Source organism: Nodosilinea nodulosa PCC 7104, assembly GCF_000309385.1.
Taxonomy (GTDB): Bacteria; Cyanobacteriota; Cyanobacteriia; order Phormidesmidales; family Phormidesmidaceae; genus Nodosilinea; species Nodosilinea nodulosa.
Map to the genome: position 1 here is coordinate 4,813,136 of NZ_JH976537.1, position 22,981 is coordinate 4,836,116.

The 22,981-nt window shown below is 59.6% G+C and carries 16 protein-coding genes, 1 tRNA gene and 1 pseudogene; 8 read left to right on the forward strand and 10 right to left on the reverse strand.

All coding sequences use genetic code 11. The annotated features are described in order from the left end of the window. The first annotated feature begins 71 nt into the window (after positions 1-71). Positions 72-836, forward strand: a complete 765-nt coding sequence (locus tag LEPTO7104_RS0122300) for a glycosyltransferase family 2 protein (RefSeq protein ID WP_026072978.1) — start codon at positions 72-74, stop codon at positions 834-836. A 4-nt stretch (positions 837-840) separates the two neighbouring features. On the opposite strand, the gene LEPTO7104_RS0122305 is transcribed toward LEPTO7104_RS0122300, so the two are convergent. The 6 genes from LEPTO7104_RS0122305 to LEPTO7104_RS0122330 form a co-directional block, all read right to left on the reverse strand. Then, positions 841-1,317: a response regulator gene (locus tag LEPTO7104_RS0122305; protein WP_017300812.1), complete on the reverse strand. Its 477-nt coding sequence runs from the start codon at positions 1,315-1,317 to the stop codon at positions 841-843. After that, the gene (locus tag LEPTO7104_RS37245) at positions 1,298-4,261 is read right to left on the reverse strand and encodes an ATP-binding protein (RefSeq protein ID WP_083887114.1); all 2,964 of its coding nucleotides are present in this window, start codon (positions 4,259-4,261) and stop codon (positions 1,298-1,300) included. The genes LEPTO7104_RS0122305 and LEPTO7104_RS37245 overlap by 20 nt, the downstream gene beginning before the upstream one ends. After that, the gene (locus tag LEPTO7104_RS0122315; RefSeq protein ID WP_017300814.1) at positions 4,248-6,509 is read right to left on the reverse strand and encodes an NACHT domain-containing protein; all 2,262 of its coding nucleotides are present in this window, start codon (positions 6,507-6,509) and stop codon (positions 4,248-4,250) included. The genes LEPTO7104_RS37245 and LEPTO7104_RS0122315 overlap by 14 nt, the downstream gene beginning before the upstream one ends. Before the next feature lie 609 nt (positions 6,510-7,118). Then, complete coding sequence (locus tag LEPTO7104_RS37250; protein ID WP_017300815.1) at positions 7,119-11,237, reverse strand: PAS domain S-box protein; 4,119 nt, start codon at positions 11,235-11,237, stop codon at positions 7,119-7,121. Positions 11,238-11,547: 310 nt separating this feature from the next. Continuing rightward, the gene (locus tag LEPTO7104_RS0122325) at positions 11,548-11,937 is read right to left on the reverse strand and encodes an Alr5209 family pentapeptide repeat protein (RefSeq protein ID WP_026072979.1); all 390 of its coding nucleotides are present in this window, start codon (positions 11,935-11,937) and stop codon (positions 11,548-11,550) included. Between the two features lie 306 nt (positions 11,938-12,243). Further along, positions 12,244-12,316, reverse strand: a tRNA-Arg gene (locus LEPTO7104_RS0122330). A gap of 241 nt (positions 12,317-12,557) precedes the next feature. Between LEPTO7104_RS0122330 and cobO the strand changes: the two genes are divergently transcribed. The 4 genes and pseudogenes from cobO to LEPTO7104_RS43720 all read left to right on the forward strand — a co-directional run. Further along, positions 12,558-13,235 carry a cob(I)yrinic acid a,c-diamide adenosyltransferase gene (gene cobO, locus LEPTO7104_RS0122335; RefSeq protein WP_017300817.1) on the forward strand — a complete coding sequence of 226 codons (678 nt, stop codon included), beginning with the start codon at positions 12,558-12,560 and terminating at the stop codon, positions 13,233-13,235. Positions 13,236-13,347: 112 nt separating this feature from the next. Beyond that, on the forward strand, positions 13,348-14,202 hold the full coding sequence (locus LEPTO7104_RS0122340) for an oxygenase MpaB family protein (protein WP_017300818.1): 855 nt from the start codon (positions 13,348-13,350) through the stop codon (positions 14,200-14,202). 71 nt (positions 14,203-14,273) lie between these two features. Next, positions 14,274-14,870: a hypothetical protein gene (locus LEPTO7104_RS0122345; protein ID WP_026072980.1), complete on the forward strand. Its 597-nt coding sequence runs from the start codon at positions 14,274-14,276 to the stop codon at positions 14,868-14,870. A gap of 106 nt (positions 14,871-14,976) precedes the next feature. Next, positions 14,977-15,489: pseudogene (locus LEPTO7104_RS43720) on the forward strand (GNAT family N-acetyltransferase); the annotation flags it as partial. Here the strand turns inward: LEPTO7104_RS43720 and LEPTO7104_RS0122350 are convergent. Both LEPTO7104_RS0122350 and LEPTO7104_RS0122355 read right to left on the reverse strand, forming a co-directional pair. After that, positions 15,486-16,667 carry a TRC40/GET3/ArsA family transport-energizing ATPase gene (locus tag LEPTO7104_RS0122350; RefSeq protein WP_017300820.1) on the reverse strand — a complete coding sequence of 394 codons (1,182 nt, stop codon included), beginning with the start codon at positions 16,665-16,667 and terminating at the stop codon, positions 15,486-15,488. The pseudogene LEPTO7104_RS43720 and the gene LEPTO7104_RS0122350 overlap by 4 nt on opposite strands. 529 nt (positions 16,668-17,196) lie before the next feature. After that, positions 17,197-17,973, reverse strand: coding sequence for a YebC/PmpR family DNA-binding transcriptional regulator (locus tag LEPTO7104_RS0122355; RefSeq protein ID WP_017300821.1), 777 nt, complete (start codon positions 17,971-17,973; stop codon positions 17,197-17,199). A gap of 419 nt (positions 17,974-18,392) precedes the next feature. Here LEPTO7104_RS0122355 and LEPTO7104_RS37255 point away from each other — a divergent pair, with 419 nt between their 5' ends. Further along, complete coding sequence (locus LEPTO7104_RS37255; protein WP_017300822.1) at positions 18,393-19,202, forward strand: toll/interleukin-1 receptor domain-containing protein; 810 nt, start codon at positions 18,393-18,395, stop codon at positions 19,200-19,202. 7 nt (positions 19,203-19,209) lie between these two features. Here LEPTO7104_RS37255 and LEPTO7104_RS0122365 read toward each other — a convergent pair whose 3' ends face one another. After that, positions 19,210-20,265 carry a glucokinase gene (locus tag LEPTO7104_RS0122365; protein ID WP_017300823.1) on the reverse strand — a complete coding sequence of 352 codons (1,056 nt, stop codon included), beginning with the start codon at positions 20,263-20,265 and terminating at the stop codon, positions 19,210-19,212. Further along, entirely contained in the window at positions 20,243-21,100 is an 858-nt protein-coding gene (gene larE, locus LEPTO7104_RS0122370) for an ATP-dependent sacrificial sulfur transferase LarE (protein ID WP_017300824.1), read from the reverse strand. Before larE ends, LEPTO7104_RS0122365 begins: the two co-directional genes overlap by 23 nt. Positions 21,101-21,400: 300 nt before the next feature. On the opposite strand from larE, the gene LEPTO7104_RS0122375 reads away from it, so the two are divergent. Together LEPTO7104_RS0122375 and yghU are read left to right on the forward strand one after the other, a co-directional pair. Next, positions 21,401-21,766, forward strand: a complete 366-nt coding sequence (locus LEPTO7104_RS0122375; protein WP_017300825.1) for a Rieske (2Fe-2S) protein — start codon at positions 21,401-21,403, stop codon at positions 21,764-21,766. 318 nt (positions 21,767-22,084) lie between these two features. Then, positions 22,085-22,960 (forward strand): glutathione-dependent disulfide-bond oxidoreductase, encoded by an 876-nt coding sequence (yghU, locus tag LEPTO7104_RS0122380; RefSeq protein WP_017300826.1) that lies wholly within the window; start codon positions 22,085-22,087, stop codon positions 22,958-22,960. The last annotated feature ends 21 nt before the right edge of the window (positions 22,961-22,981 follow it).

Genomic DNA, 22,981 nt, shown 5'->3' on the forward strand with positions numbered 1-22,981 from the left:
ATCACCCCTTACCCATCACCCCATCACTTACCATGCTCGCCCAACCCCTCCCCACCCCAACCACCCACCCCATGCTGGCCGCCATCACGCCAGTCATCCTCACCTACAACGAGGCGGCCAACATTGGCCGCACCCTGCAACGCCTCACCTGGGCCAATCGCATCGTGGTCATCGACAGCTTCAGCACCGATGAAACCCTGGATATTCTGTCCCACTATCCCCAGGTAGAGGTGTATCAGCGCCAGTTCGACACCCACGCCACCCAGTGGAACTATGGTCTGTCTCTGGTAGAAACCCCCTGGGTGCTGTCGCTGGATGCCGACTATGGCCTCAGCGATGCCCTGGTGGAGGAATTTACAATGCTGAACCCCGCTGACGCGATCGCTGGCTACTCGATTCCGTTTCAGTACTGCGTGTTTGGTCGGCCGCTGCGAGGCACGATTTTGCCGCCGCGCATCGCCCTGTTTCGGCGCGATCGCGCCACCTACATCGATGATGGCCACACCCAGCTGCTGCGCTGCCAGGGGCCGGTGGCCAGCCTCCGATCGCCGATTTTGCACGACGATCGCAAGTCGCTGAACCGCTGGCTGTGGGCGCAGGATCGCTACGCCCTGCTGGAGGTGCAAAAGCAGCTGGAGAGCCCGTCAGAAAAGCTGGGCTGGAGCGATCGCATTCGCCGCGTGCCGGGCCTCTCGGCCCCGATCATTCTGGTCTACTGCCTGATTTTCAAGGGCGGCGTTCTCGACGGCTGGGCGGGCTGGCACTACGCCTTTCAGCGCATTGTGGCCGAGCTAATTCTGTCGATTCGGCTGATCGAGATGCGATCGCCCCGCTAACCCATCACCCCTGCGGATGCTTCAGGGTCGCCTGTAAGTTCTCAATTGTTCGGCGGGCCTGAAGCAGCTCCTGGTTGACTAGGTGGGTTTGCAGCAGTCTCCGCACCCGCTGGCGCAATACGGCCCAGTGGACGGGCTTGGTGACATAGTCGATCGCTCCCACCGCAAAGGCCCGCTCCACCGAGGGAGTATCGGCCAGGGCGGTGATAATTAGCACCGGGGGACAGCGATCGCCGTAGCGCGTTTGCAGCGCCTCGCAGCAGGTAAAGCCATCCATCTCGGGCATCAGGGCATCCATCAAAATCAGGTCGGGCAGGCGCTGCTGGCAAAAGCCCAGGCAGGCCTCGCCATTGCTGGCGGTTTCAACCCGGTAGCCTTCGGTGGTCATGGCGTGGGCCAGCAGCCGCCGCAGATTGCGCTCGTCGTCTACGATCAGCACCGAAGGCTGGGCATCGTTTGCATCAATTCTGGCAGTTGGCATGGATTGGGCTGGCCATAAGGGACTGGAGGGCCGACATTACCTCACTGAAGGTTTGCTCAATGTCGGCCAGGGCGGCCTGGTGGTCTGCCGCCGACATTTGGGCGTAGCGCAGCTCCAGGTTTTGGCAGAGGGTTCCCAGGGAGAGGGCACCCAAATTCAGACTCATCGATCGCAGGGCGTGGGCCTGCTGCCGAATCTGATCGCCATTCTGCTGGCAAATCGCCTGGCGCAGCTGCCTGAGGCTTTGGGTGGCATCTTCTCGGTAGTTGTCGACCAGTTCAGCCACCAGGGCATCGGCGTCGGCCCCGGCCATATCGCGGATGGCGTTGAGCATGTCTGGATCTAGCAGCGGTGGCAGAGAATGGTCAATTGGCTGAGGACTGGGCGGCTCCGGCAGAGCGGCCCAGCCCGACGGCTGGTAGCCCTGGGTTTGGCCGTAGCGCACCAGGCAATCCGCTAGGGATGTCAGCACGATGGGCTTGCTCAGAAAATCGTTCATGCCGGCCTGCCGACACTGTTGCTGAACGTCCAGGTTAGAGTGGGCCGTCATCGCCACAATCCAGGGACGCTCTGGGCTGATCTGGGGCAGTTGACGAATAGCTTCGGTGGTTTGGTAGCCGTCCATCCCCGGCATTTGAACATCCATCAACACCAGGTCGTAGGGGCGCTGTTGAATCAGGTCAATGGCATCGATGCCGCTGGCCGCACAGTCGGGCTCATAGCCCAGCCATTGGAGCATTTTGGTGGCTACTTTTTGGTTGACGGCCAGGTCGTCCACCACCAAAATGCGCAGGGGCAGCTGGGGGGCCAGGGCCTGGGGCATCACAGCCTCAGCCGTTAGCCGGGTGATATTATCTGCCTCAAACGGGGCGGCATCGTGGCCCCCCCGGCCAGGAATCACAGGGACTTGAATGGTGAAGTAAAACGTCGTGCCGACGCTGAGTTGGGTATCCACCCCAATCTGTCCGCCCATGGCTTCTACCAGGTTTTTGCAGATGGCCAGCCCCAGCCCGCTGCCGCCGTAGCGCCGGGCCACGGAGGCATCGAGCTGGCTAAAGGCTTTGAACAGAGCGTCTCGGCTTTCGTCAGGAATCCCAATGCCGGTGTCTTTGACGGCAAAGTGAAGCTCTACGGTGTGGGCCTCAGCAAAGGACTGCTTCAGGCTCACCGCCAGGGTGACGCTGCCTTTTTGGGTAAATTTGACGCCGTTGTTGACCAGGTTTAAGAGCACCTGCCGCAGGCGCGTTACGTCGCCAACCACGCGCTCTGGCACATCGGCGGCAATGTGCGATCGCACCACCAGCCCCTTTTCCTGGGCCATGGGCGTGATCAGGTTGACCACATCGTGGACACAGCGGTGCAGGCTGAAGGCCCGGCGCTCCAGCTCTAGCTTTTCGGCCTCAATTTTAGAAAAATCGAGAATGTCATTGATCAGCGACAGCAGCATCGAACCGCTGTTGTGAATCGTATCCACAAAGTCTTGCTGCTCGCCATCTAGAGGCGTCAGCCGCAGCAGCTCAGTGAGGCCAATAATGGCGTTGAGCGGGGTGCGAATCTCATGGCTCATGGTGGCCACGAAGTTTGACTTGGCCCGGTTGGCCGCTTCTGCCGTTCGCATCGCAGCTTCAATCTGCTGCAGCGCCTGCTTTTGCTGGGTAATGTCGCGGTACTTCCAGAGGTGCCCTTGATAGTCCTGGTCAATAAAGATAGGGATGTAGTCTCGCTCTAGGGTGCGGCCATCCGCCAGCTCAAGCTCTTCGCCAACTACGAGTTGACGCCGCTCCAGCACCTGGTGAATACCCTTTACTACGGCCGCCGGATCGCGAAACAGAGACGCAGCTTGCCTTAGCAGTTGTTCACAGTCTGGCCCTCTCAGGGCTTCAGGCGACAGAGGTAGGCCAAAAATTTTACAGAAGGTTGGGTTGGCTAAAATAATGTGGCGACGCTCGTCCTCAACTAAAATACCGGTTTGGAGATTTTGGATTAGCGTTGTCAGCCGCGAGGTAGTGGCCCGCAGCTGATAGTCGGCGAGCTTTTGCTCGGTAATGTCGCGCACCTGCCCCAGACAGCCTAGGATGTTGCCAGATGGGCCAATCAGTGGACTGTAGCGCGCTTCAAAGAAGCCTTTACGCCCGGTTTCTGGCACCACAAAGGCCCGATTTTGAGCCACCACCGACTGCCCGGCCATGGCCATGGCGATCAGTTTGTCCTCCCCTGTGTCCTTGAGAAAGGGAAAAACCTCCCAGGCCACTTGCCCGATCGCTTTACTGCGAGGGAGCCCTGAGAGCTTTTCCATTGGCCCATTCCAAACCTGGTAGCGGTAGTTGGTATCGAGGGCAATGATGCCGTCGACGGCGCTCTCGATCAGTCGGTCTGAAAACTGCCGCAGCTGCACCTGCTGAATGGCGTGGAACAGATGCTGGGTGAGCTGGCGCAGAAACGCCTCCTCCAGCGGACTCCAGTGGCGGGGGTGGCTCTGCTGGGCCACCAAGAAGCCCCAAATTTCATGATTCTCGGTGGCATCGTCTTCCCACTGAAAAGACCGCTGCCAGTCAGAGCTAATGTAAATCGGAATCAGCAGGCTGGCTTGGATGCCCAGCGCCGCCAGCATGGTTTGCTCGCAGGGGGTGAGATCGCTATCGGCCAGATTGTCAATGGCCCGCACCTCTTGCAGGGTGGCCTCGGCTAACCACTGCTTTAGGCAGGGGGTGAGGTTGATCGAACCGTCGGGCAGCGGCGGCAGGCCTGGCTTAGCGGCAATCGCCATGGCCCTGGCTTGGCTTTCGGAGTTCAGCTGGTAGATCACCACCCGGTCGGTTTCCAGCAGTCTTTGCACGTCCTGCACGGTGTTTTGGAGGATTTCATCCACACTTTCAGCCTGGTACAGCCGCAGGGCTGTGGTAGACACCAGGTTGAGAAATCCCATGGGGCTAGACGGTTTCATACTGCACCTCGGGGAGCAACAAACCCTGTTCAAAGGTGCGCACCGTAGCGGCGTCTAGGGTGCGATTGTGGCGCAGGCAGTCGACCAGCAGCCGCTGCATTTGGTAGTAGGTCTCCAAGGACGGGCAGGGCGATAGATCGACCAGGGTGGTATCCCATTGGCGGTGGGTGGCAATGGTGTGACTGAGCGATCGCAGCCAGTCTGCCCCTGAGGTTTCGCACCAGCCCGCCAGCGCCGTCGGGTCTTCCAGGGCATCGAACAACTGCCCTTGCAGCCGTTGCAGGTCGTGGGCAAAGCCCTCCGTCAGTGCAAACCGCTGGTGCAGATCCATCGCAAACACCAGGTCAAAGCCCGCCTGCAGCGTGGGGTCGCTCAGCCACCGCTGGCCCCGGTGCAGCAGCCGAGTCAGCGCCTGATCGAAGGCCAGCGAAGCAGGTAGGTCAATGCCCAACTGGGCATCGAGCGCCAGGGCTAAATCGAACCCGTGGTTTAGGCGTAGGCCCAGATAAAAGCCGCGCAGAGCGGCCAGGTGGTGGTGCGTGGCCGATCGCTCGGCTTGAGTTTGCGCCCAGTCGAGCAGAGGGCGCAGTTCGGGATGGGCCGACACATAGCCCTGGCTCTGCTGCCAGAGCGATGCCCACAGCGTTTCCGCCTGGGGTGCCATTTCCACCGTCAGCACAATCACCTCCCGCCAGCGGGTCTCGGGCAGGTGGGCCGCCAGGGCGGTCCAGTCGCTCTGCCCCGCCAGGGCGATCAGCGCCCAGCGGCGGGCCGTAAGATACTCCTGAAAACTCAGGTGAACAAAGGCATAGCTGCCCAGCTCCCGCTCGGTGAGCATGCCGTAGTGCTCGATCAAAACTTGCAGGACGGCTTTGCTGTCGGCCCAGCGCCGCTCCGGGGTGGTCGCCTGGGTGTCTCGCTGGGCCAGGGCGCGGGCGATCAGGCCGAGGAGTTCGGCCTCGTCGAGCAGAACGCTGCCCTGCTCGAAGCTGCGGGCCGCCACCTCGCAGAGAATGCCCAGCAGATCTACGCTAGAGAGCTGCTGCAGCGGCTGGCTGCGGCTGATGCCCCGCTGCTGATCCCACTGGCCCAGCAGCAGATCGAGGGCCTGCTGATACAGCTTGCTGCGCTGGTTGGGAAACTGCCCCGAGCTGTGAAAGACCAGACACATCAGGTGCAGCAAAATTGGGGTCAGAGCCATTTCCCGCAGGCGATCGTTGTCGGGGTGGTGCAGCGCCTCCAGGCAGGTTTGGGCCTGCTCTGGTCCCTGCTTTGGCCCTTGCCCTGGTCGGTTGGCGGCAAACCACCGCTGCACAAATTGCTCAATTTGGGCGGGAGCAAACTCGGCCAGCTCTAGGGTGACTAAGCCATTGAGCTGGGGCATAGAGCCACCGCTGCGCCCCGATAGGATTACCCGCAGCCCGGGATAGGTGTCTAGCAGTGCCTGGATCTGCTGCGTCACCAGTCGATGCTGCGGCGTGGGCAGCTCGTCCCAGCCATCCAGCAGCAGCCAGAGCTGGTGCCGCTGCCACAGCGCCTCAATTTGGGTTGGGGTGAGGCCAGAGGCTAACCAGCGCTGGTTCAGGTACTGCTGCACGTTCAGTTCGGCGGCAGGCACCAGGGCCAGCTGCCGCAGGCGCAGAAAAACGGGCAGGTAGGGCTGGTTTTCGGCCCTTAAATGCCCGTCGCCAATGTCCAGGGCCAGCTGCTGGAGCAGGGTGGTTTTGCCCGCCCCAGGCCCCCCCATCACCAGCACCCGAGAGTGGGGTGCGATCGCCGCCCTGGCCGGGAGCTTGGGCGTGTTTGAGGGTTGCCCCAGCCGCTGGTAGGGGCGCACGTAGGCGTCGGTATAAATTTGTGCCAGGGTGATGGGCTGGTGCAGGTCGAGGGGCAGCTCTAGCAGCTGGCACTGGGCCTGGGTTTGGGCGACCAGGTGCGATCGCACTACCGCCAGGTCATCTTCGCCCTCCAGATCGCTGCCTCCTGAATCGGCAGACCCAGGACTGGGGGTACTGGAGCCAAACGCGGCGCGATCGACAATATCTTCCCAATCGAGATCGAGGGTAAAGCAGATATCAATAAAGATATGGCGCTCTACCGGGCGACCCGAAAAGAACTTCCAGATCGGCTGCCGGGTCTGTAATCCCACCTCGGCAGACAGATATTCCTGAGTCCATCCTTTTAGCTCAAAGGCTCGTTTAGCCTGAGCAATTCCATTTTGAGAAGCTTTAAGCGATCGTTTTGCCATAGTCCCCCCAGAGGACTGAATACACCTGAAGCAGACGTTTATTTGCCCTCCTCTTAGCCCAGGTGCAGATTGCCATCGGCGAGAAAATGTCTGAACCTAAACCAGGTTGGGTATATATTCATCTCTCTTGAGAAGTTGAGAGAAACCGGAACAAAAGCTAAATAAATAGGCGAAGTTACGTAATTTCACAGGGGATTTTTTACCTTCAAAAAATTAATTTTAGCCCCTGCGTGATAATACGGTTTTTGTGTTCTATATGGCAGCCAACGGGTAGGTTAGGGCATTTCTCAGCGCCAGCGTTCGAACGTTTGAAGGTTCTCAACGTCTCTCAGTGTCCTAACTAACACGACGAAGGCTACAGGTATTTTTGAGGAAGTCAAAGTTAACAAAACTTCGGTGCAGCCACCGCCTTTGAAATTGGAAAACTAGGCCAGCGCTTCAAGATTGGCGACGGCAAGGCCGGTGGCGACTCGGTTTTTACATTTGGCAGCTTCCCTGACCGGCGCAGTGGCCGCAGCTATCCTTTGGTGTTGACCAGTGGTGCTACAAGATCAGCGGTCGAGCCGGAGGCAGATGGTTCAGGCCCAGGGGTGAATTACGGAGTGTAAATTAAGGGGTGAACTGCTCGAGGGGGTTGAGCAGTTCCTGAATTTGGGCGGCCAGCTGCTTGAGCTTGGGTGGTTTGCCCAGGTGCTGGGTAGCTCCGGCGGCTAGACAGCGATCGCGATCGCCCGCCGCCGCCAGCGCAATAATCGGTCGATTGGCCAGGTGTGGGGTATCGCGAAGGCGGCCAATTATCTCCGGCCCGTCTACCCCCGCCATGGGAATACTGATTACGATCAGAGCGGGGGTTTCGGCCAGGGCCAGGGCCGCTTCGCCATGGCGGGCCACCCGCAGGCGATACCCCTTAGCGGTCAGGTAGTTGACCATGGTGCTGAGCGTTGCTTCCTGGTCTTCGACCAGCAGAATGAGGGGTTGCTGGCCAGCGCCCGCCGGGGGCGGGGCGCTGGCGGCGGTGGCCGGGCTGGCGGTCCGTGGCCCTGTGCTCAGCTCGTAGGGCAGGTCGATGGTAAAGCAGCTGCCGACGCCGATCTCACTGGTCAGCCCCACCTGGCCGCCGTGCAGCTCGGTAATCTGCTTCACCAGAGTGAGGCCCAGCCCCGTACCTTCATACTGGCGGTTGAGGGCGCTGTCGATCTGAGTAAAGGGCTGAAACAGTTTTTGCCGATCGCTGGGAGAAATTCCAATGCCTGTATCTTTGACGCTAAAGCGCATCATGGCCTGAATTTTGTCGCCGTCCTGGCGCAGCTCCGGGGTGGCTGTCAGGCTGACGCAGCCCCCCTCGGGAGTAAATTTGACTGCGTTGGTGAGCAGGTTGATCAAAATTTGGCGCACGCGCCGCTCATCGAGCATCACGTTAGGCAGATGGGAAGGCAGCTCCCCCATCAGCTGAATGCGTTTTTTGTAGGCCTGCTGCTGCACAAAGGCCAGGCTCGACTGGCATAGAGGAACGATCGCGGTGGAAGTCAGGTTTAGGGTGAGCTGGCCCGACTCAATTTTGGCCACATCGAGAATGTCGTTGATCAGCGCCAGCAGGTGGGTGGCGCTGGTTTCGACGGTGGTGAGGGCCTTGAGCTGGCGCTCATTGACGGCGCCAAACACCTGCTCTTGCAGGCCTTCGGTCATGCCCAAAATGGCGTTGAGCGGGGTGCGCAGCTCGTGGCTCATGTTGGCGAGAAACTCGTCCTTGAGGCGGGTGGCGCGGATGAGTTCGGCGTTGGTTTGCCGCAGCTTCTCCTCGGCGCACTTGCGATCGGTGATATCCGCCAGGTAGCCAATGATTTCCTGGGGTTGACCGTCGGGGTCGTAGACCAGTCGGGCCTCATCCTGCACCCACAGGTAATGGCCATCTCGATGCCGAAAGCGATACTCTATAGCGTAGGAGCCCCGCTCGACAATGGCCGAAATGCTGGCCCAAACGCTGTCAACCTCGTCAGGATGGCAGTACTCACGCCAATCGGTGTAGTTGGCAATAAACGCCTCCGACTCATAGCCCAAAACATCCATCAGGTTTTGGCTGATAAACGTGGGTCTGTAGCTGCCGCTGGGTTCAAGGCTGTAGATGACGGCGGGGCTGGAGTCGAGCAAAAAGCCCAGGCGATCGCGCAGACGCTGGTTTTCGGCTTCAATCCGCTGGCGTTCGGCGTCGAGCCGCGCCCTTTCGCTGACGTCGCGAAAAATACCCTGCACCACCTGCCCCGTCCCCAGATCGATCGTGGTCGCGGTAATATCCACCGGAATTCGTCGGCCATCGGCGCGCAGAATGGGAATGTTAAAGGCCTGAAAATGGGGGGAATCAATCGACTCGCGAAAGAGGGCAATCAGATCTGCCCGGTGTTCTGGTGGATGCAGCTGGGATTGGTGCATCTGGGTCAATTGATCGCGGGAATGGCCAAACAGCTCCTCCGTTCGCCGATTTACCTCCAGAATATGGCCCTCCATATCGGCCACCAGGATGGCATCACTAGCCCCCTCCATCAGGCCCCGGTAGCGCACTTCGCGCTCCTCTAGGGCAGCGGTGCGCTCGGCCACCTGCCGCTCCAGCGATTGGTTGAGTTCCTGGAGCTGACGTTCGGCCCGGTCGCGTTCCTGCAGCGCCGCTTTCTGATCGCTGATGTCCCGCACCAGGGCCAGCACCTCATCGTCCCGGTAGGGCACTATCCGCACTTCTTCAATCTGCATTTTTTCTGCCGTGGACAGATCTTGCTCATAGAACTGGATGGTTTGAGTGCTCAGGGCCAGGGCGATCGCGTCGAGTCGCTGCTGGGCCGCCACCGGGGGCAGCGACTCGCTCACATGGGTGCCGACCAACTCTGACAAATTGCCCACCACATGAAACGTGGGGCTGCTGACAAACTCCAGGTAGATGCCATCTTTGCTCAACCGCGCTAGCAGATCGGGCAGGGCCTCGATCAGCGCCCGCTGGTGGGCTTCACTCTGCTGGAGGGCTAGCTTGGTGCGCTGGCGCTCGGCTTCGCTGCGCTTGCGATCGCTGATGTCGCGAATCAAAAACAGCACCTCGTCGTCACCGCAGCGCACCACCCGCAGCTCCTCGTCCTGGAGGCGATCGCCCCTCACCAGCTGCTGCTCGTAGGTCTGCATCTCGTGGGTTTCCAGGGCCTGGTGAATGGCCTTCATCTTGCGCTCAGCCGCCTCGGCGGGCAGCACCTCGGCCACGTAGCGGCCCACCCGGCTCTGGGAGGGAGAGACAATATCCAGCGGGTGGTTTTGGCTCAGCACGCCGCGGTATTGGCCATCGGCCCCCACCCGAATGAGCAGATCGGGCATGACCGAGAGTATGGCCCAGCTCTGGGCTTCACGCTGGGCCAGCAGGCGCTCGGCCTGAAGCCGATTTTGAGCGGAGGCAATGGTCTGGGCCAGCACCTGTAAGGTCTGCTGGGTATTTTCATCCCACCCGGCGGACCGACCATAGGTGAGAAACCCCACGCAACCCACCACGCAAGTTTTTTGAATGAGCGGAACAGCCAGTACCGCCTCGACATTAAACCGCTGCCAGCTGGCGCGATCGGTGGCCCAGGCGGCGGGCAGAGCCTCCACCTGGGCCACGTCGATCGCCTCTCGCCGCCGCAGCGCCGCCCTGGCCTCGGGAAACGCCGCTGCCGGAATGGCCGCAGGCATTGGGTGCGCTGCGGGACCGCCGGGACGGCACCACTGGTGGGTGACTTGCGTGGCGCCTGGGGTATTGGCGGCAGGCAGCGCCACCACGTAGCCGTGGTCGGCCTGAATGTAGGCTCCGATTTGCCTTAGAGCGCGGATCACCTCAATGTCAAACTGGGCGGCCCCCACCTCCACAAAACGACGGGTCACCTCCACCATCAGGCGGCAGAGGTCGCGCTGACGGATGACCGTTAGCTCGGCCTGTCTGCGGCTGGTCACCTCCAGCATCACGCCCAACCACTGCACATCGCCGTTGGGACGTGGCTCCGGCTGGCCGTGAACCTGTATCCATTTGAGCTTACCCGTGGGGGTAACGATGCGCCACTCGTGGTGCAGGGGGGTGAGGGTGGCGGCGCTGTGGGCAATAGCTGCCTCTACCGCTTCCCTATCCTCCGGATGCCACAGGGCGGCGATCGTGCCACAGTCGGCCAGGGCCGCCTCGGTGGAAACTTCGAAGAGGCTGGCCCCAGTGCTGCTTAGATAGGTAATAGCGCGATCGCCGCTGGCCCGCTGCACCGCCGTGTAGAAGGTGCCCGGCTGGGTCTCCACCAGCCTTTGGAACCGGGCCTCGCTGCCCTGTAGCGCCTGCTCGGCCTGCCGCCGCTTAGCTCGGCGGCGAGCTTGCCGCACCTCCCGCCGCACGATCTCGGGCAGGCGGACCAGACGGTCTTTTGTAATGTAGTCTTGGACACCGGCTGTAATCAGGGCCACAGCCTGCTGGTCGCTAAGGGAGGCCGAGACGACGATAAAGGGTATATCTAACCCCTGCTCACGCACGATGGCCAGCGCCATGGGGGCATCAAATTCCAGCAGATCAGGGGTAAAAAGAATCGCATCCCAGCAGCGGCTGGAGAGCCTGTGGCCCAGATCTGCGGCGGTTTGCACCCGCTCCCAGGTCACCTCTAGGCCATCTCTGCGCAGAACCTCAACGGTCAGCAGCGCATCGACTTCGGCATCGTCAACAATTAAAACCGCTAAAACTTCAGTCATCTTGTCTTTGCAACGCTTGAAGACAAACCAACCCAGGGCGATATAGAGGGGGCCTCATGCCTAGATATAGTACCCGTCCCCTGCTTGCAACCCCTGCTGACCACGTGACCAGCCAGCTTAATTGGCTTAGTTAAGTATTGCCCGGTAGCCCCTCTTGGCCAAGTGGGCTACCGCCCCATCCGCTGCCCTAGGCCTAAAATCACCCGCATCCCCCCTGCTTTCCCAGTCAGGCAGATCGGGCGATCGCTGTTTGCGTGAATGTCTCGCGATGGTCGTCTACAGCGCACCCGTGAAACCAGTCAATTGTCGATTAGCGATCGCTTTGCATGGCAGACGAGGTTGGGTCGAAATGTTTTGGAAAGCGGGTTGCCTGAGGGTCATAGTCGGCACCCCGAAGATCGGTTTCGGCCAAAATAGCGTCGCGCAAATCAGCACCTATTAACGAAGCGCCGCGTAGATCAGCCCTGGTTAAATTGGTGTCATGCAGGTCGGCGTAGCTGAGGTCGGCCCCCCGTAAGTTAGTCTCGCTCAGGTCAGATTCGCTCAGGTCTGAATGGCTCAGATCGGCTCCTTTCAAATCTAAGCCAGTGAGGTTTAAACCACTCAATCTAATCCCTTCAAAGTTTCGCTTGCCAGCTGCGTAAGCCTGTCTGAGTGCCTGACTCGTCGTAATTTCAGCCGTATCATCAAAATTACTCATAGATTGCTTAGATTGATCCAGTCACTTTTGCCCCCTTATGGTGCCAGCATAGCGAGGCGGTTTTTCTCCTCCCCTGAGAACTTAATCAGACTTAAAGACTGCGGGTTCAGGGGAGTGGGTCCATTGGTATCTATGCACCCATCTGACTGATCGTGATGGCGTTAACCCTCATCCAATACCGGAAATGCTTCTTCAGTGCGCCAAAGGCCGCTGTGATTGGCCACAAACCATCTGCGGGTTTTTGGCATCGGGTCATCCCACACCAGGCCAGCGTCCACGGGGGCGAATCCCTTGCCACATAAGCAACGAGCATGGCAGGATTCGAACCTGCGACCGCTAGAACCGGAATCTAGTGCTCTATCCACTGAGCTACATGCCCTTAGGCTGAACTATTTTAGCACCTGCTGGAGGCATTGAGCACCGAGACCTCAGCCGCCGGGTTTCTGCGCGGCGCTACGGCCTGGGGCGCAGGCCAAGGTTGAGGCCAATCAGCCGCTCTAGCCGACGGGCTGATAATTCACGGGGCAAAACTGACTCGCTTACATCGCTAAGATGTTAGGGTGCTGCAACAGGCTTGCAGCCGCAGAATTTTTGATTTTCTCGTACTTTACCTACCGCCCATGACTCAACCCACTGACACCGCCGACACCCTAGACGCGGCTGCCGCTGCCCTCAACCAGGAGTCAGAGGCGACAGGTCTTTCTGAAGATCAGTACCGCCGCAAAATGCAGCGGCGGCAGGAGGTGCAGCAGCAGCGCATCGCCGATCGCACCGTCGAAAAGGGGCTGGTGATTGTCAACACGGGCAACGGCAAGGGCAAAACCACCGCCGCTTTGGGCATGGTGCTGCGCTCCCTGGGCCACGGCTACAAGGTCGCCATTGTGCAATTTATCAAAGGCGCGTGGGAACCGGCGGAAAAGGCGGTGCTGGCGCAGTGGCCCGATCAGCTCACCTTCCACGCCATGGGCGAGGGCTTTACCTGGGATACGCAGGATCGCGATCGCGACACCCGCACCGCCCAGGCCGCCTGGGACACCGCCCTCAGCTACATTCGCAACCCCGAGTACAGAACCATTCTGCTCGACGAGGTCAATATTGCCCTCAAGCACGGCTTTATCTCCGTAGAGCAGGTGCTGGCGGGGCTGGCCGAAAAACCCGCCATGACCCACGTCATACTCACCGGGCGGGGTGCACCCCAGGCGCTAATCGATCGCGCCGACCTGGTCACCGAAATGACCCTGGTCAAGCATCCTTTCCGCGAGCAGGGCGTCAAAGCCCAGCCCGGCATCGAATACTAAATCCCCCCTTTCTCCCTACGGGAGACGCTAACGCGAACGACTCCGCTCAGGGACCAGCACCCATTCACCCGCCCACCCATCCACCCATCCACTCGCCCACCCATCCACTCCCATGGATCGCTACGCCACCCTACGCCGCATTCAGGGCCTCGACCCGGAGCGCGACCACCAGGAGATTTGCTGCCTGCTGGCGGGCTACGAGTTTCCGTGGGATGTCACCCGCGCCCTGGAGGTCGCCCTGCTGCGCACCTTCTGCATTCCCAGCGTGTCGGCCCTGCTCGATCAAACGGGGGAGTTTCGCCACCACGCCCAAAAGCGCTACGACGACACCGGCATTGTGGTATCGGAGGTGCTCAAACACGGCTATGACAGCCCCCGAGGCGAGGCGTTTCTTCAGCGCATGAACCGCATTCACCAGCACTACGCCATCGGCAACGCCGACTACCTCTACGTGCTCTCAACCTTTGTGTATGAGCCGATTCGCTGGTGCGATCGCTTTGGCTGGCGGCCCTTTTGCCAGCAGGAGCGGCTGGCCTGCTACTACTTCTGGCGGGCAATTGGCGATCGCATGGGCATCCACAACATTCCCTCCACCTACGAGGCTTTCGAGCAGTTCAACCGCGAGTTTGAGGCCGAGCACTTTACCTTCGCCGCCACCAACCAGCGGGTCGCCGATGCCACCCGCCACATGCTGCTGTCGTGGTTTCCGGCCTCGGCCCGCTCGGTGGTGAACTGGGGCCTGCCCTGCCTGCTCGATCCGCCCCTGCTCACTGCCCTGGGCTGGCAGCCCACTCCGGTAGCGGTGCAGCGGTTTGCAGGGGCCGTCCTCAAGGCCCGCAGTCGCCTGCTGCGCCGCCTGCCGCCCCGCACCACGCCCGATTTCTTTGTCGATCAGCCCATCCGCACCTACCCCGAGGGCTACAAGGTAGAGGATATTGGGCCGAATAGCCTGCGATCGCGGCTCTAGCAAAACCTCCAACGCTAGCTCTGGGGGTTTTGCCCTATGATGGGAAGCCAAAACCGCTAGGGGTAGACTTTATGGCGTCAGACTATCAGCCCTCGCTGCTCTCCGAGGCCGACCTGCGGGCGGCGGATGTGTCCTGGGCTTACAACCGCCCGGTGGGGTCGGCTATGGCCGCTGACGAACTCCAGAGCTGGAAGCAGCGGGTGGCCCAGTACCAGGCGGCGGTGAGATCGGCCCCCCCGGTGGCCCAGGGCACCCTGTTTGAACTGGCCGAATCCTCCCCTGCCAGCACCCTCGACCCCTTTGCGCTGCCGCCCCGCAATGCCGAGTTCTGGCGCGGGCAGTTTCAGGAGTCGGGGGTGCCCGCCCTCTACTTTGTGGTCGATCACGAGGCGGCGGTGCTGCTGTATGTGGGCGAAACCGTGAAGTCAAACCAGCGCTGGAAGGGGGTACACGACTGCAAGCGCTACATTCTCAGCTACGTGGAGGCCCACCGCGCCCATGGGCTGGCGGTGGCGGTAAATATTGGCTTTTGGCCCTTTGCTGAGCGCGATCGCAAGGCCCGCCAAACCCTGGAACTAGAGCTAATTCAGCGCTGGCGATCGCCCTTTAACAAAGAGAACTGGGTGGCCTGGGGCACCCCCTTCGTCGGCGGCAAGCTAGAGGCCTGAAAATATCCCTGATTGGGAGTGGCAAGTAGAATCTAGTATGAGACGGCGGGCAAAAGAAACAGAAAATGTCCCTGATGCAGAGTAAGAACCTAATTTTGAGCCGCTCACCGCTGCCCATGCTGACGAACTTTTCTTAATTCTGACCACATCCTCTGTTCTTGCCTTTATCGATCCGACTGGAGATCCGCCAACCCTAGAAGCACTTAGGGAAGAATACGCTATTCGTGCCAGGGGACCCTCAGATTTAACCGCCCCTAACGAACGATGGTTCAATATGGCCGTACGTCTAAAGACCCCTCCGTTTTTGCCAATTGGTCGCCTTGAGGCAACAGGGTACGGCGAGTGGGGTGAAGTGGCGTATCTGTTGGGTGAAGCCTGGTGGGGAAAAGGTTTAGCCTTTGAAGCGATGCTCTGGTGGCACGACTATCTCGCCGCTGCTGTTCCCCAAACGCTTTGGTGGGCAGCGGTACATCCAGCAAACCATAGGAGCATTCGACTCCTGACAAGGCTGGGGTATAAGGAGACGGAGTTTGACCAATCGCCACAACTTCGCTCCTATGATGCGGGCGATCGCTGCTTTGTCCGCCCTACCCCTGCATCTCATAGGTCCATTCCCTAAGCTGCGCTAGAGAAGCGAATCTTGAGGTAGTCGTCCTCCATTTTGGCTCCCGACGGCTGGAGGGCCGCCAACGCCTGGGGCAGCACCAGGTTGCGGCGGTGGTTGCCGATGCGAATATTCAGCTCATCGGCAGACTTGCTCAGCTCTACCTTGTCTTTGGCGATGCCGGGCAGGTAGAGTTCCAGGCTGTAGTTGCCCTCCTCCTGCACGACGCGCAGGGTGGTTTCTTTGTAGTAGACCTGGGCCGGGTCTTCGTCGGCGTAAAGAGTGTCTTTGAGGCGGTGCAGCGCCTCCAGGCCGCACAGCTCTTCGGCGAACAGGGGCACCTCCTTCACCGGCAGCGGGTGAAAGTTCTCGTGAATTTCTTGCTTGTACTGCTGCTGCTTGTCCTTCATGCGCTGGAAGAACGGGTCCTGCACCTCGTTGGGGATAATCCGGTTGGCGATCACCAGGTCGGTGCCGACGTTGTAGAGGCTGAGGTAGGCGTGGGCGCGCAGCGATTCTTTGATCACCATCTTTTCGGGGTTGGTGACCAGGCGCACCGAAGTGGTGCCGGCATCGGTGAGCACCTTCTCCAGCTCAATCAGCTGCTCGTAGAACTCGTAGGGGGCGTCCATCACCTCTTTGGTGGGCAGGTTGAAGCCCGCCACGGGGCGAAAGAAGGGCTGCACCAGGGGCCGCAGCACCTCAGAAACCGCCTGGAACGGCTTGTAGAGCTTGCGCATGTACCAGCCCGCCACCTCCGGCAGGCTGAGCAGGCGCAGGGCGGTGCCGGTGGGGGCGGAGTCGATGATCAGCACGTCATACTCGCCTTCGTCGTGGTGGCGCTTCATGCGCACCAGGCTAAAGATCTCATCCATGCCGGGCAGAATGGCCAGTTCCTCGGCCTCGATGCCCTCCAGGCCTCGGGCCTGGAGGACGTCGGTGATGTAGCGCTTCACCGCGCCCCAGTTGCCCTCTAGCTCCATCAGGGCGTCTAGCTCGGCTCCCCACAGGTTGGGCTGCACCAGGCGAGGGTCGTGGCCCAGCTCCATGTCAAAGCTGTCGGCCAGGGAGTGGGCCGGGTCGGTGCTGAGCACCAGGGTTTTGTAGCCCAGTTCTGCGCAGCGCAGGCCCGTGGCTGCCGCGACGGAGGTTTTGCCTACGCCGCCTTTGCCGGTCATTAACAATACCCGCATGTGGGTGTCCTCGCCTTTTTCCTTAGGGTTCCCTATTTCTCTAATCTATAGGGTTTTTGAGGTTTCCGCAGGGTGGGATAGGGCGCAGGTTGGGAGGCGATCCCCGAAATCGCTACTTTTTCTACGCTTGAAGGTTTTTAGCGGAAACCATTCCTGTGGTGGGAGCGAACGGTTATTCGCCTAAGCAAGATATTTATGCTTAATCCAGGGTTTGAGGACGACGTGGGGATGATTTAGTTGGATGACGGCGGCGCATAACTGGGAAGAATAGCCAGACCTGCCGCTGGGTGCATTTCGCTGCCCCCAGACCCCCACGACCAGGGCCGTTCCGCCGCCCTGGACCCAACGGAAAGGAATAGTAGATCATAGGTTTAAACGTCTGTTCTGCAAACGGGTCTGTCAGTGACGTTCAGCTGGGTAGAGTGGGCATTGCCCACCTTCATCTCTAGCTTCCTAGAATTATTGTCTTGAGCGCTGGTCGATCGCTTTCTTCATCTGCTGGGTAGTGGCTCAACCTACTCTCGCTCTCCTAAGCCGCGATCGCATCCATCAGCTCCTCCGCAATATCGAAATTGGCGGTGACCGACTGCACATCGTCGAGGTCTTCGAGGGCGTCCATGAGTTTGACCAGCAGGCGGGCCTGGTCGGGGTCATCCACCAGAACGGTGTTGTTGGGCAGCCAGCGCAGCTCTGCCTGGTGGACGGTTAGCCCCTGGGCCTTGAGGCTGGTGTCGAGGGTTTCTAGATCGGCGGGGGCGCAGAATAGCTCGGCGGCGGGAATGTCTTCGTCGCGGCGACCCAGCACCGTGGTCAGTTCGTAGGTTTCGGCCCCAGCCTCCAGGGCGGCTTCCAGCAGCGTTTCTTCGTCGCCGGGGTGGAGAATAGTGACCACCCCCTTTTGTTCAAACATCCAGCCGACGCAGCCGGTTTCGCCCAGGTTGCCGCTGCTCTTGCTGAAGGCGGCGCGGAGGTCGGCGGCGGTGCGGTTGCGGTTGTCGGTCAGCGCCTCAATCAGCACGGCGATGCCGCCGGGGCCATAGCCCTCGTAGCGGATGGCCTCGAAGCTATTGTCGGCACTGAGATTGCCGGACCCTTTGGCGATCGCGCGATCGATATTGTCGTTGGGCACCCCCGCCGCCTTGGCCTTATCGATGGCCGTGCGCAGCTGAAAGTTGCCCGCCGGGTCGCCGCCCATACGCGCCGACACAATGATCTCCCGCGACATCTTGGCGAAGATTTTGCCCTTGACCGCATCCACACGGGCCTTTTGGCGCTTGATGTTGGCCCACTTGCTATGACCTGCCATACCTCACAGAGGGGTGTACTGCATGCTTGATTTTATCGCCTTAGCGGACAGCTGGGGAGCGATAGCCTTCTGCATTCAAGGGCTTGGCATACATGGCATACGAATTCGTAACCTTTAAAAAATAGGGTTAAGCGTGAGCTGAGGCCAATATCTCTTTTTTAGGTATCTAGGAATGCTACTAGTGGCGCACTATATCCCTTACTCAGGTAGCTACGATTACAAAATACCGTTTCCAGCGAATAGCCATTACGCTTCCGGGACGAAAATTCACACAATCAACGCACAGAAGCATTAGAAATCCGATTGGTTATACTAGCGGCTAAAGCTGAGCCAGGCCAAACGAAGAACTAGCCAGACTTCCCCGAGAATATAGCGAGATGAATAAATCGAACAGCCTGAACAACTAACCAAAGAGAAAAATGTCAAGCCTGAAATATCACGAGAAGCGCCAACTAGAAAAACTATTTAAGATGGAAAATGGATACTTGCTGGATTTTAGCAATCGCACTTTTCAGGAATTTATGCAAGATGTCGCGGGTGTGGATATCTATTCTCTGCAATATGACTATGAAAGTGGATCCAAAGCGAACCGACTTAGGGCATTCTGGAACAATGAGTCTGACGAGGCTGTAGTCCCTGTCCTTGAAGCTCTTATAGATTTATCCTCCGCAGATGCTAACTCCAGCCAGGTTGAAGCGGCACGTCGTATAGTTAACCGTCTGCGATCAGAGACAGTACCACCCTTTGGTAACTCCGTGTCAGGTCAGGAGTCCGTTTTTACTACACCACTTGAACAGAGTTCAAATGCAAGTATCTACGATGTTGCCCTGTCATTCGCAGGTGAACAAAGGCCATATGTGATGCAGGTGGCCGAGGCGCTTCGCTTGGCAGGAGTCAAAGTGTTCTACGACGAATATGAAGACCTATGGGGAAAAGACTTAATTGTCGAACTGGAAAGGGTCTACCGATCTGGATCGCGCTATGTTGTGGTGTTTGTATCGCGAGAGTACATATCAAAGGCTTGGACAAATCACGAGCGCCAAAGTGCTCTTGCTGGCCGGATTCAGCGTCAAGATGACAGTGTGTTACCCGTCCACTTTGATGATACTCAGTTACCCGGTCTACCTCCGTCAATCGGGTATCTTGATGTTCACAATATGCGTTCTGAAGACCTTGCCGCCAGAATTCAAAGGAAGATTAGAGAGACAAGTGAGTTTTCATCGATATAGGATCAATCTAGACCACGGCTGCCTTCAGCGCGGCCCCAATCAGCCCCACCTGGGGATTGAGCACGATGCGCACGGGCACCCGGTCGAGCAGGGGGCTGACCCGGCCCTTGTGGCTAAAGGCTTCTAGAAATGTGCCCTCTTTGATTAGGGCCAGATTTTTGGCGGCAATGCCCCCGGCCACGTACAGCCCGCCGTAGGGCAGCAGCTTGAGGGCCAGGTTGCCCGCCTCGGCCCCGTAGGCAGAGACGAAAATTTCCATTGTCTTTTGGCAGAGGCGATCGCGTCCCTCGGCGGCGGCCTGGGCAATCACGGCGGCGGGGTCTACGGTTTTGGTCGAGAGGCCGGTCTGGCGCTCCCAGGTGGTAATGGCTTCGGCGATCGCGGGAGTTTCGGTGGCAAATTCGCGATCGCGCAAAAACTGGTAGATCGCCACAATCCCCTGGCCCGACACCACGCGCTCCACCGACACCCGAGAGATCTGGTGCTTATCGGTCAGGTAGCGCATGAGCTGAAACTCCAGCTCGGAGCGGGGGGCAAAATCGACGTGGCCCCCTTCGGAGGGAAACACCAGCGGCTGCCCGCCGGTCGCCAGGGCAAACCCCTGCCCCAGCCCGGTGCCCGCCCCCAAAATGGCCACCGGAGCGCTGCTGTCGGGGTCTCCGGCTTGCAGGGTATAGATGTCTTCGTCGGCCAGGCCGAAAACCCCGTAGCCCACCGCCTCGAAGTCGTTGATCAGCTCTACCCGGTTGAGGTTTAGCTCAGCGTTCAGGCGATCGCCCTCCAGCGACCAGGCCAGGTTGGTCAGGCTGGAGGTGTTGTCTACAACTGGTCCGGCGATCGCAAAACAGGCCCGCTCGGGGGGATGCTCCTGCCTGGCCTCCTCGTTGGCCTGGTGCAAAAACTCTTTCACCATGGGCACCAGGTCCGGGTAGGCCTGGCTGGAGTAGGTGCACTCAAACTTGTTTTTGAGCGTGACCTGGCCCGATTGGTTGGGCTCACTGGTCTGAACCAGGCGCAGAATGGTTTTGGTGCCGCCAATGTCACCGGCAAGCAGATAGGTCATGGCTGGGGCGTTCTAATGGGCTGACAATGGTAGCGGGTAGCTCCTGATTTAGCTTACCGCTGCGAAAGCCCTCTAGATCGAGCGTAACGTAGGTGAAACCGCAGGCTTGCAGCGCCTTTACCAGCGCTTCAAGGTCCGCAGCGGCTACAAAATCCTTAATATTCTCGGCTGGAATTTCAATGCGGGCAGTGTCGGCCTGCGATCGCACCCGGAGCTGCCGCAGACCCAGGTGCCGCAGGTACAGCTCGGCCTGACCCACCCGCCGCAGCTTCTCTAGGGTAATCGCTTCGCCGTAGGGAAAGCGCGAGCTGAGACAGGGCTGGGCCGGTTTATCCCACCAGGGCAGACCCAGGGCGCGGGAGATCTCGCGCACCTCCAGCTTGGTGATGCCGACTTCGGCCAGGGGCGAGCGTGCCCCCCGCTCCTGGGCGGCCTGAATGCCGGGGCGGTAGTCGCCCAGGTCGTCGGCATTGACGCCATCGACCACGTAGGGGTAGCCCCGCCCCAGGGCCAGGGGCTTGAGGGTGTCGTGCAGCTCGCTTTTGCAGAAGTAGCAGCGGTTGACCGGGTTGGCGGCGTAGTTGGGGTTCTCTAGTTCGTGGGTGGCGACTATTTCGTGGGCGATGCCGATCGCCGCCGCCTGCACCCGGGCTTCCTCAAGATCCGCAGGCATCAGCGAGGGCGAGTTGGCGGTGACGGCCAGGGCGCGATCGCCCAGCACGTCATAGGCGATCTTGGCCACCAGCGTGCTGTCTATGCCGCCCGAGTAGGCAATCAGCGCCCGGTCCATCGCGGCAAAAAGGGTTTTGAGCTGGTCGAGTTTGGGCGACACCATGGGCTGTGAGCGGAGTTTTGTGTTCAACGGTAGTTCGGGATTGGATGGGGGTTCCCTTCTATCCTAATCGGCCTAATCGGCCCTATGGGCCACGGGGGGGAATCGAGCTGCTCAACGACGATGCGGCGCGATCGCGCCCTTTCTAGCACCGCTGAGATGCGGTCTGGGGCCGCATCCAGCCACCAGTGGCAAGTAAACACTCGCCCTTATTCCCAGGATGGGGCGACCCAATCCTGTATTATCGAATGACCGTTTTTCCAAGATTTTTAGAACCTTAGATAATATTAGGAGTCTTCTACTGTGACTAAAGTTAAAATTGCCACCACCGCCGATGTCAGTACTGACAAAGTTCTAAAAACTAGTGCCGGCGATCGCTCTATTCTCGTGGCCAAGGTTGGTGATAAGTATTGCTCGGTCGCCAATAAATGCCCTCACCTCGGCCTTCCCATGGCCAAAGGCAAACTTGAAAATGGCACGATTACATGCCCCTTCCACGGCTCTAAGTTTGAAATGTGTACCGGCAAAAATGTCGAATGGGTAGAGTCAATTGCCGGTATCTCTTTGCCTGGGGTGGCCAAGAAAATAGTGTCCATGGGTAAAACACCCTCCGATGTGGCCAGCTTTAGCGTTACCCAAGAAGGTGACGATCTGTTTGTTGATATCTAAAAAATTACCGCCACGCCTTTTACCTGGTAAGCGTCCCTAGAACGATGCTGGCTGAGCGAAGTCGGCAGCCTTTTGGCAGGCTTCGCCAACGGGGGACGCCTCCCGGAGGGAGAACGCCACAACCCACCCGAGATGCCCTCTAATCAGCTTTAGAGGCGGCCAGCCGTGCCAGTGGTGAGGCCACGGCAAGGGCTAGGAATCGGCCAGGTTGGTGGCTCTGTGACCGAAAAATGGAGCACCGTTTCGCTAACGCGTTTCACGAACGCTTTGGACTAAGTTAGGCTGTCGATTGTCAGCCCCTTACCCCAGAGCTACCCCATGGAGACACCTTCAACCTACACACCGCCCAAAGTCTGGCAGTGGGAAACCGAGAGCGGCGGCACCTGGGCCAGCATTAATCGCCCGATCGCTGGCCCTACCCACGAAAAAGAACTGCCGATCGGGCAGCATCCGCTTCAGCTTTACTCCCTGGCCACCCCCAACGGGCAAAAGGTGACGATCATGCTGGAGGAGCTCCTGGCCCTGGGCATTGCCGAAGCTGAGTACGACGCCTACCCGATCGCCATCAACAAGGGCGATCAGTTTGGCAGCGGCTTTGTCGCGGTGAACCCCAACTCCAAGATTCCGGCCCTGGTCGATCGCAGCACAACGCCCCCCACCCGTGTCTTTGAGTCGGGGTCGATCTTGCTCTACCTGGCGGAGAAATTTGGCGCGCTGCTGCCCACCGATCCGGCCCAGCGCACAGAATGCCTGTCCTGGCTGTTTTGGCAGATGGGTTCTGCACCTTACCTGGGGGGTGGCTTTGGGCATTTCTACAGCTACGCCCCAACCAAAATTGAATACGCCATCAATCGCTTTACCATGGAGACCAAGCGCCAGCTGGACGTCCTCGACCGACAGCTGGCCGATAGGCCCTACATCAGTGGCGATGCCTACACCATCGCTGACATCGCGATTTGGCCTTGGTACGGCGGGCTGGTGCTGGGCCGTCTCTACGATGCGGCTGAGTTTGTGGAGGCCTCGTCCTACACCCACTTGGTGAAGTGGGCAGAGGAAATTGATGCCCGACCAGCGGTGCAGCGCGGACGAATGGTAAACCGGACCTGGGGCCCGCCCGAGGAGCAGCTCCACGAACGGCACGCGGCCAGTGATTTTGAGCATCGAACCCAGGACAAACTGGAAGCAGCCAGCTAGCCATGGCCTGGGATTTGCGCT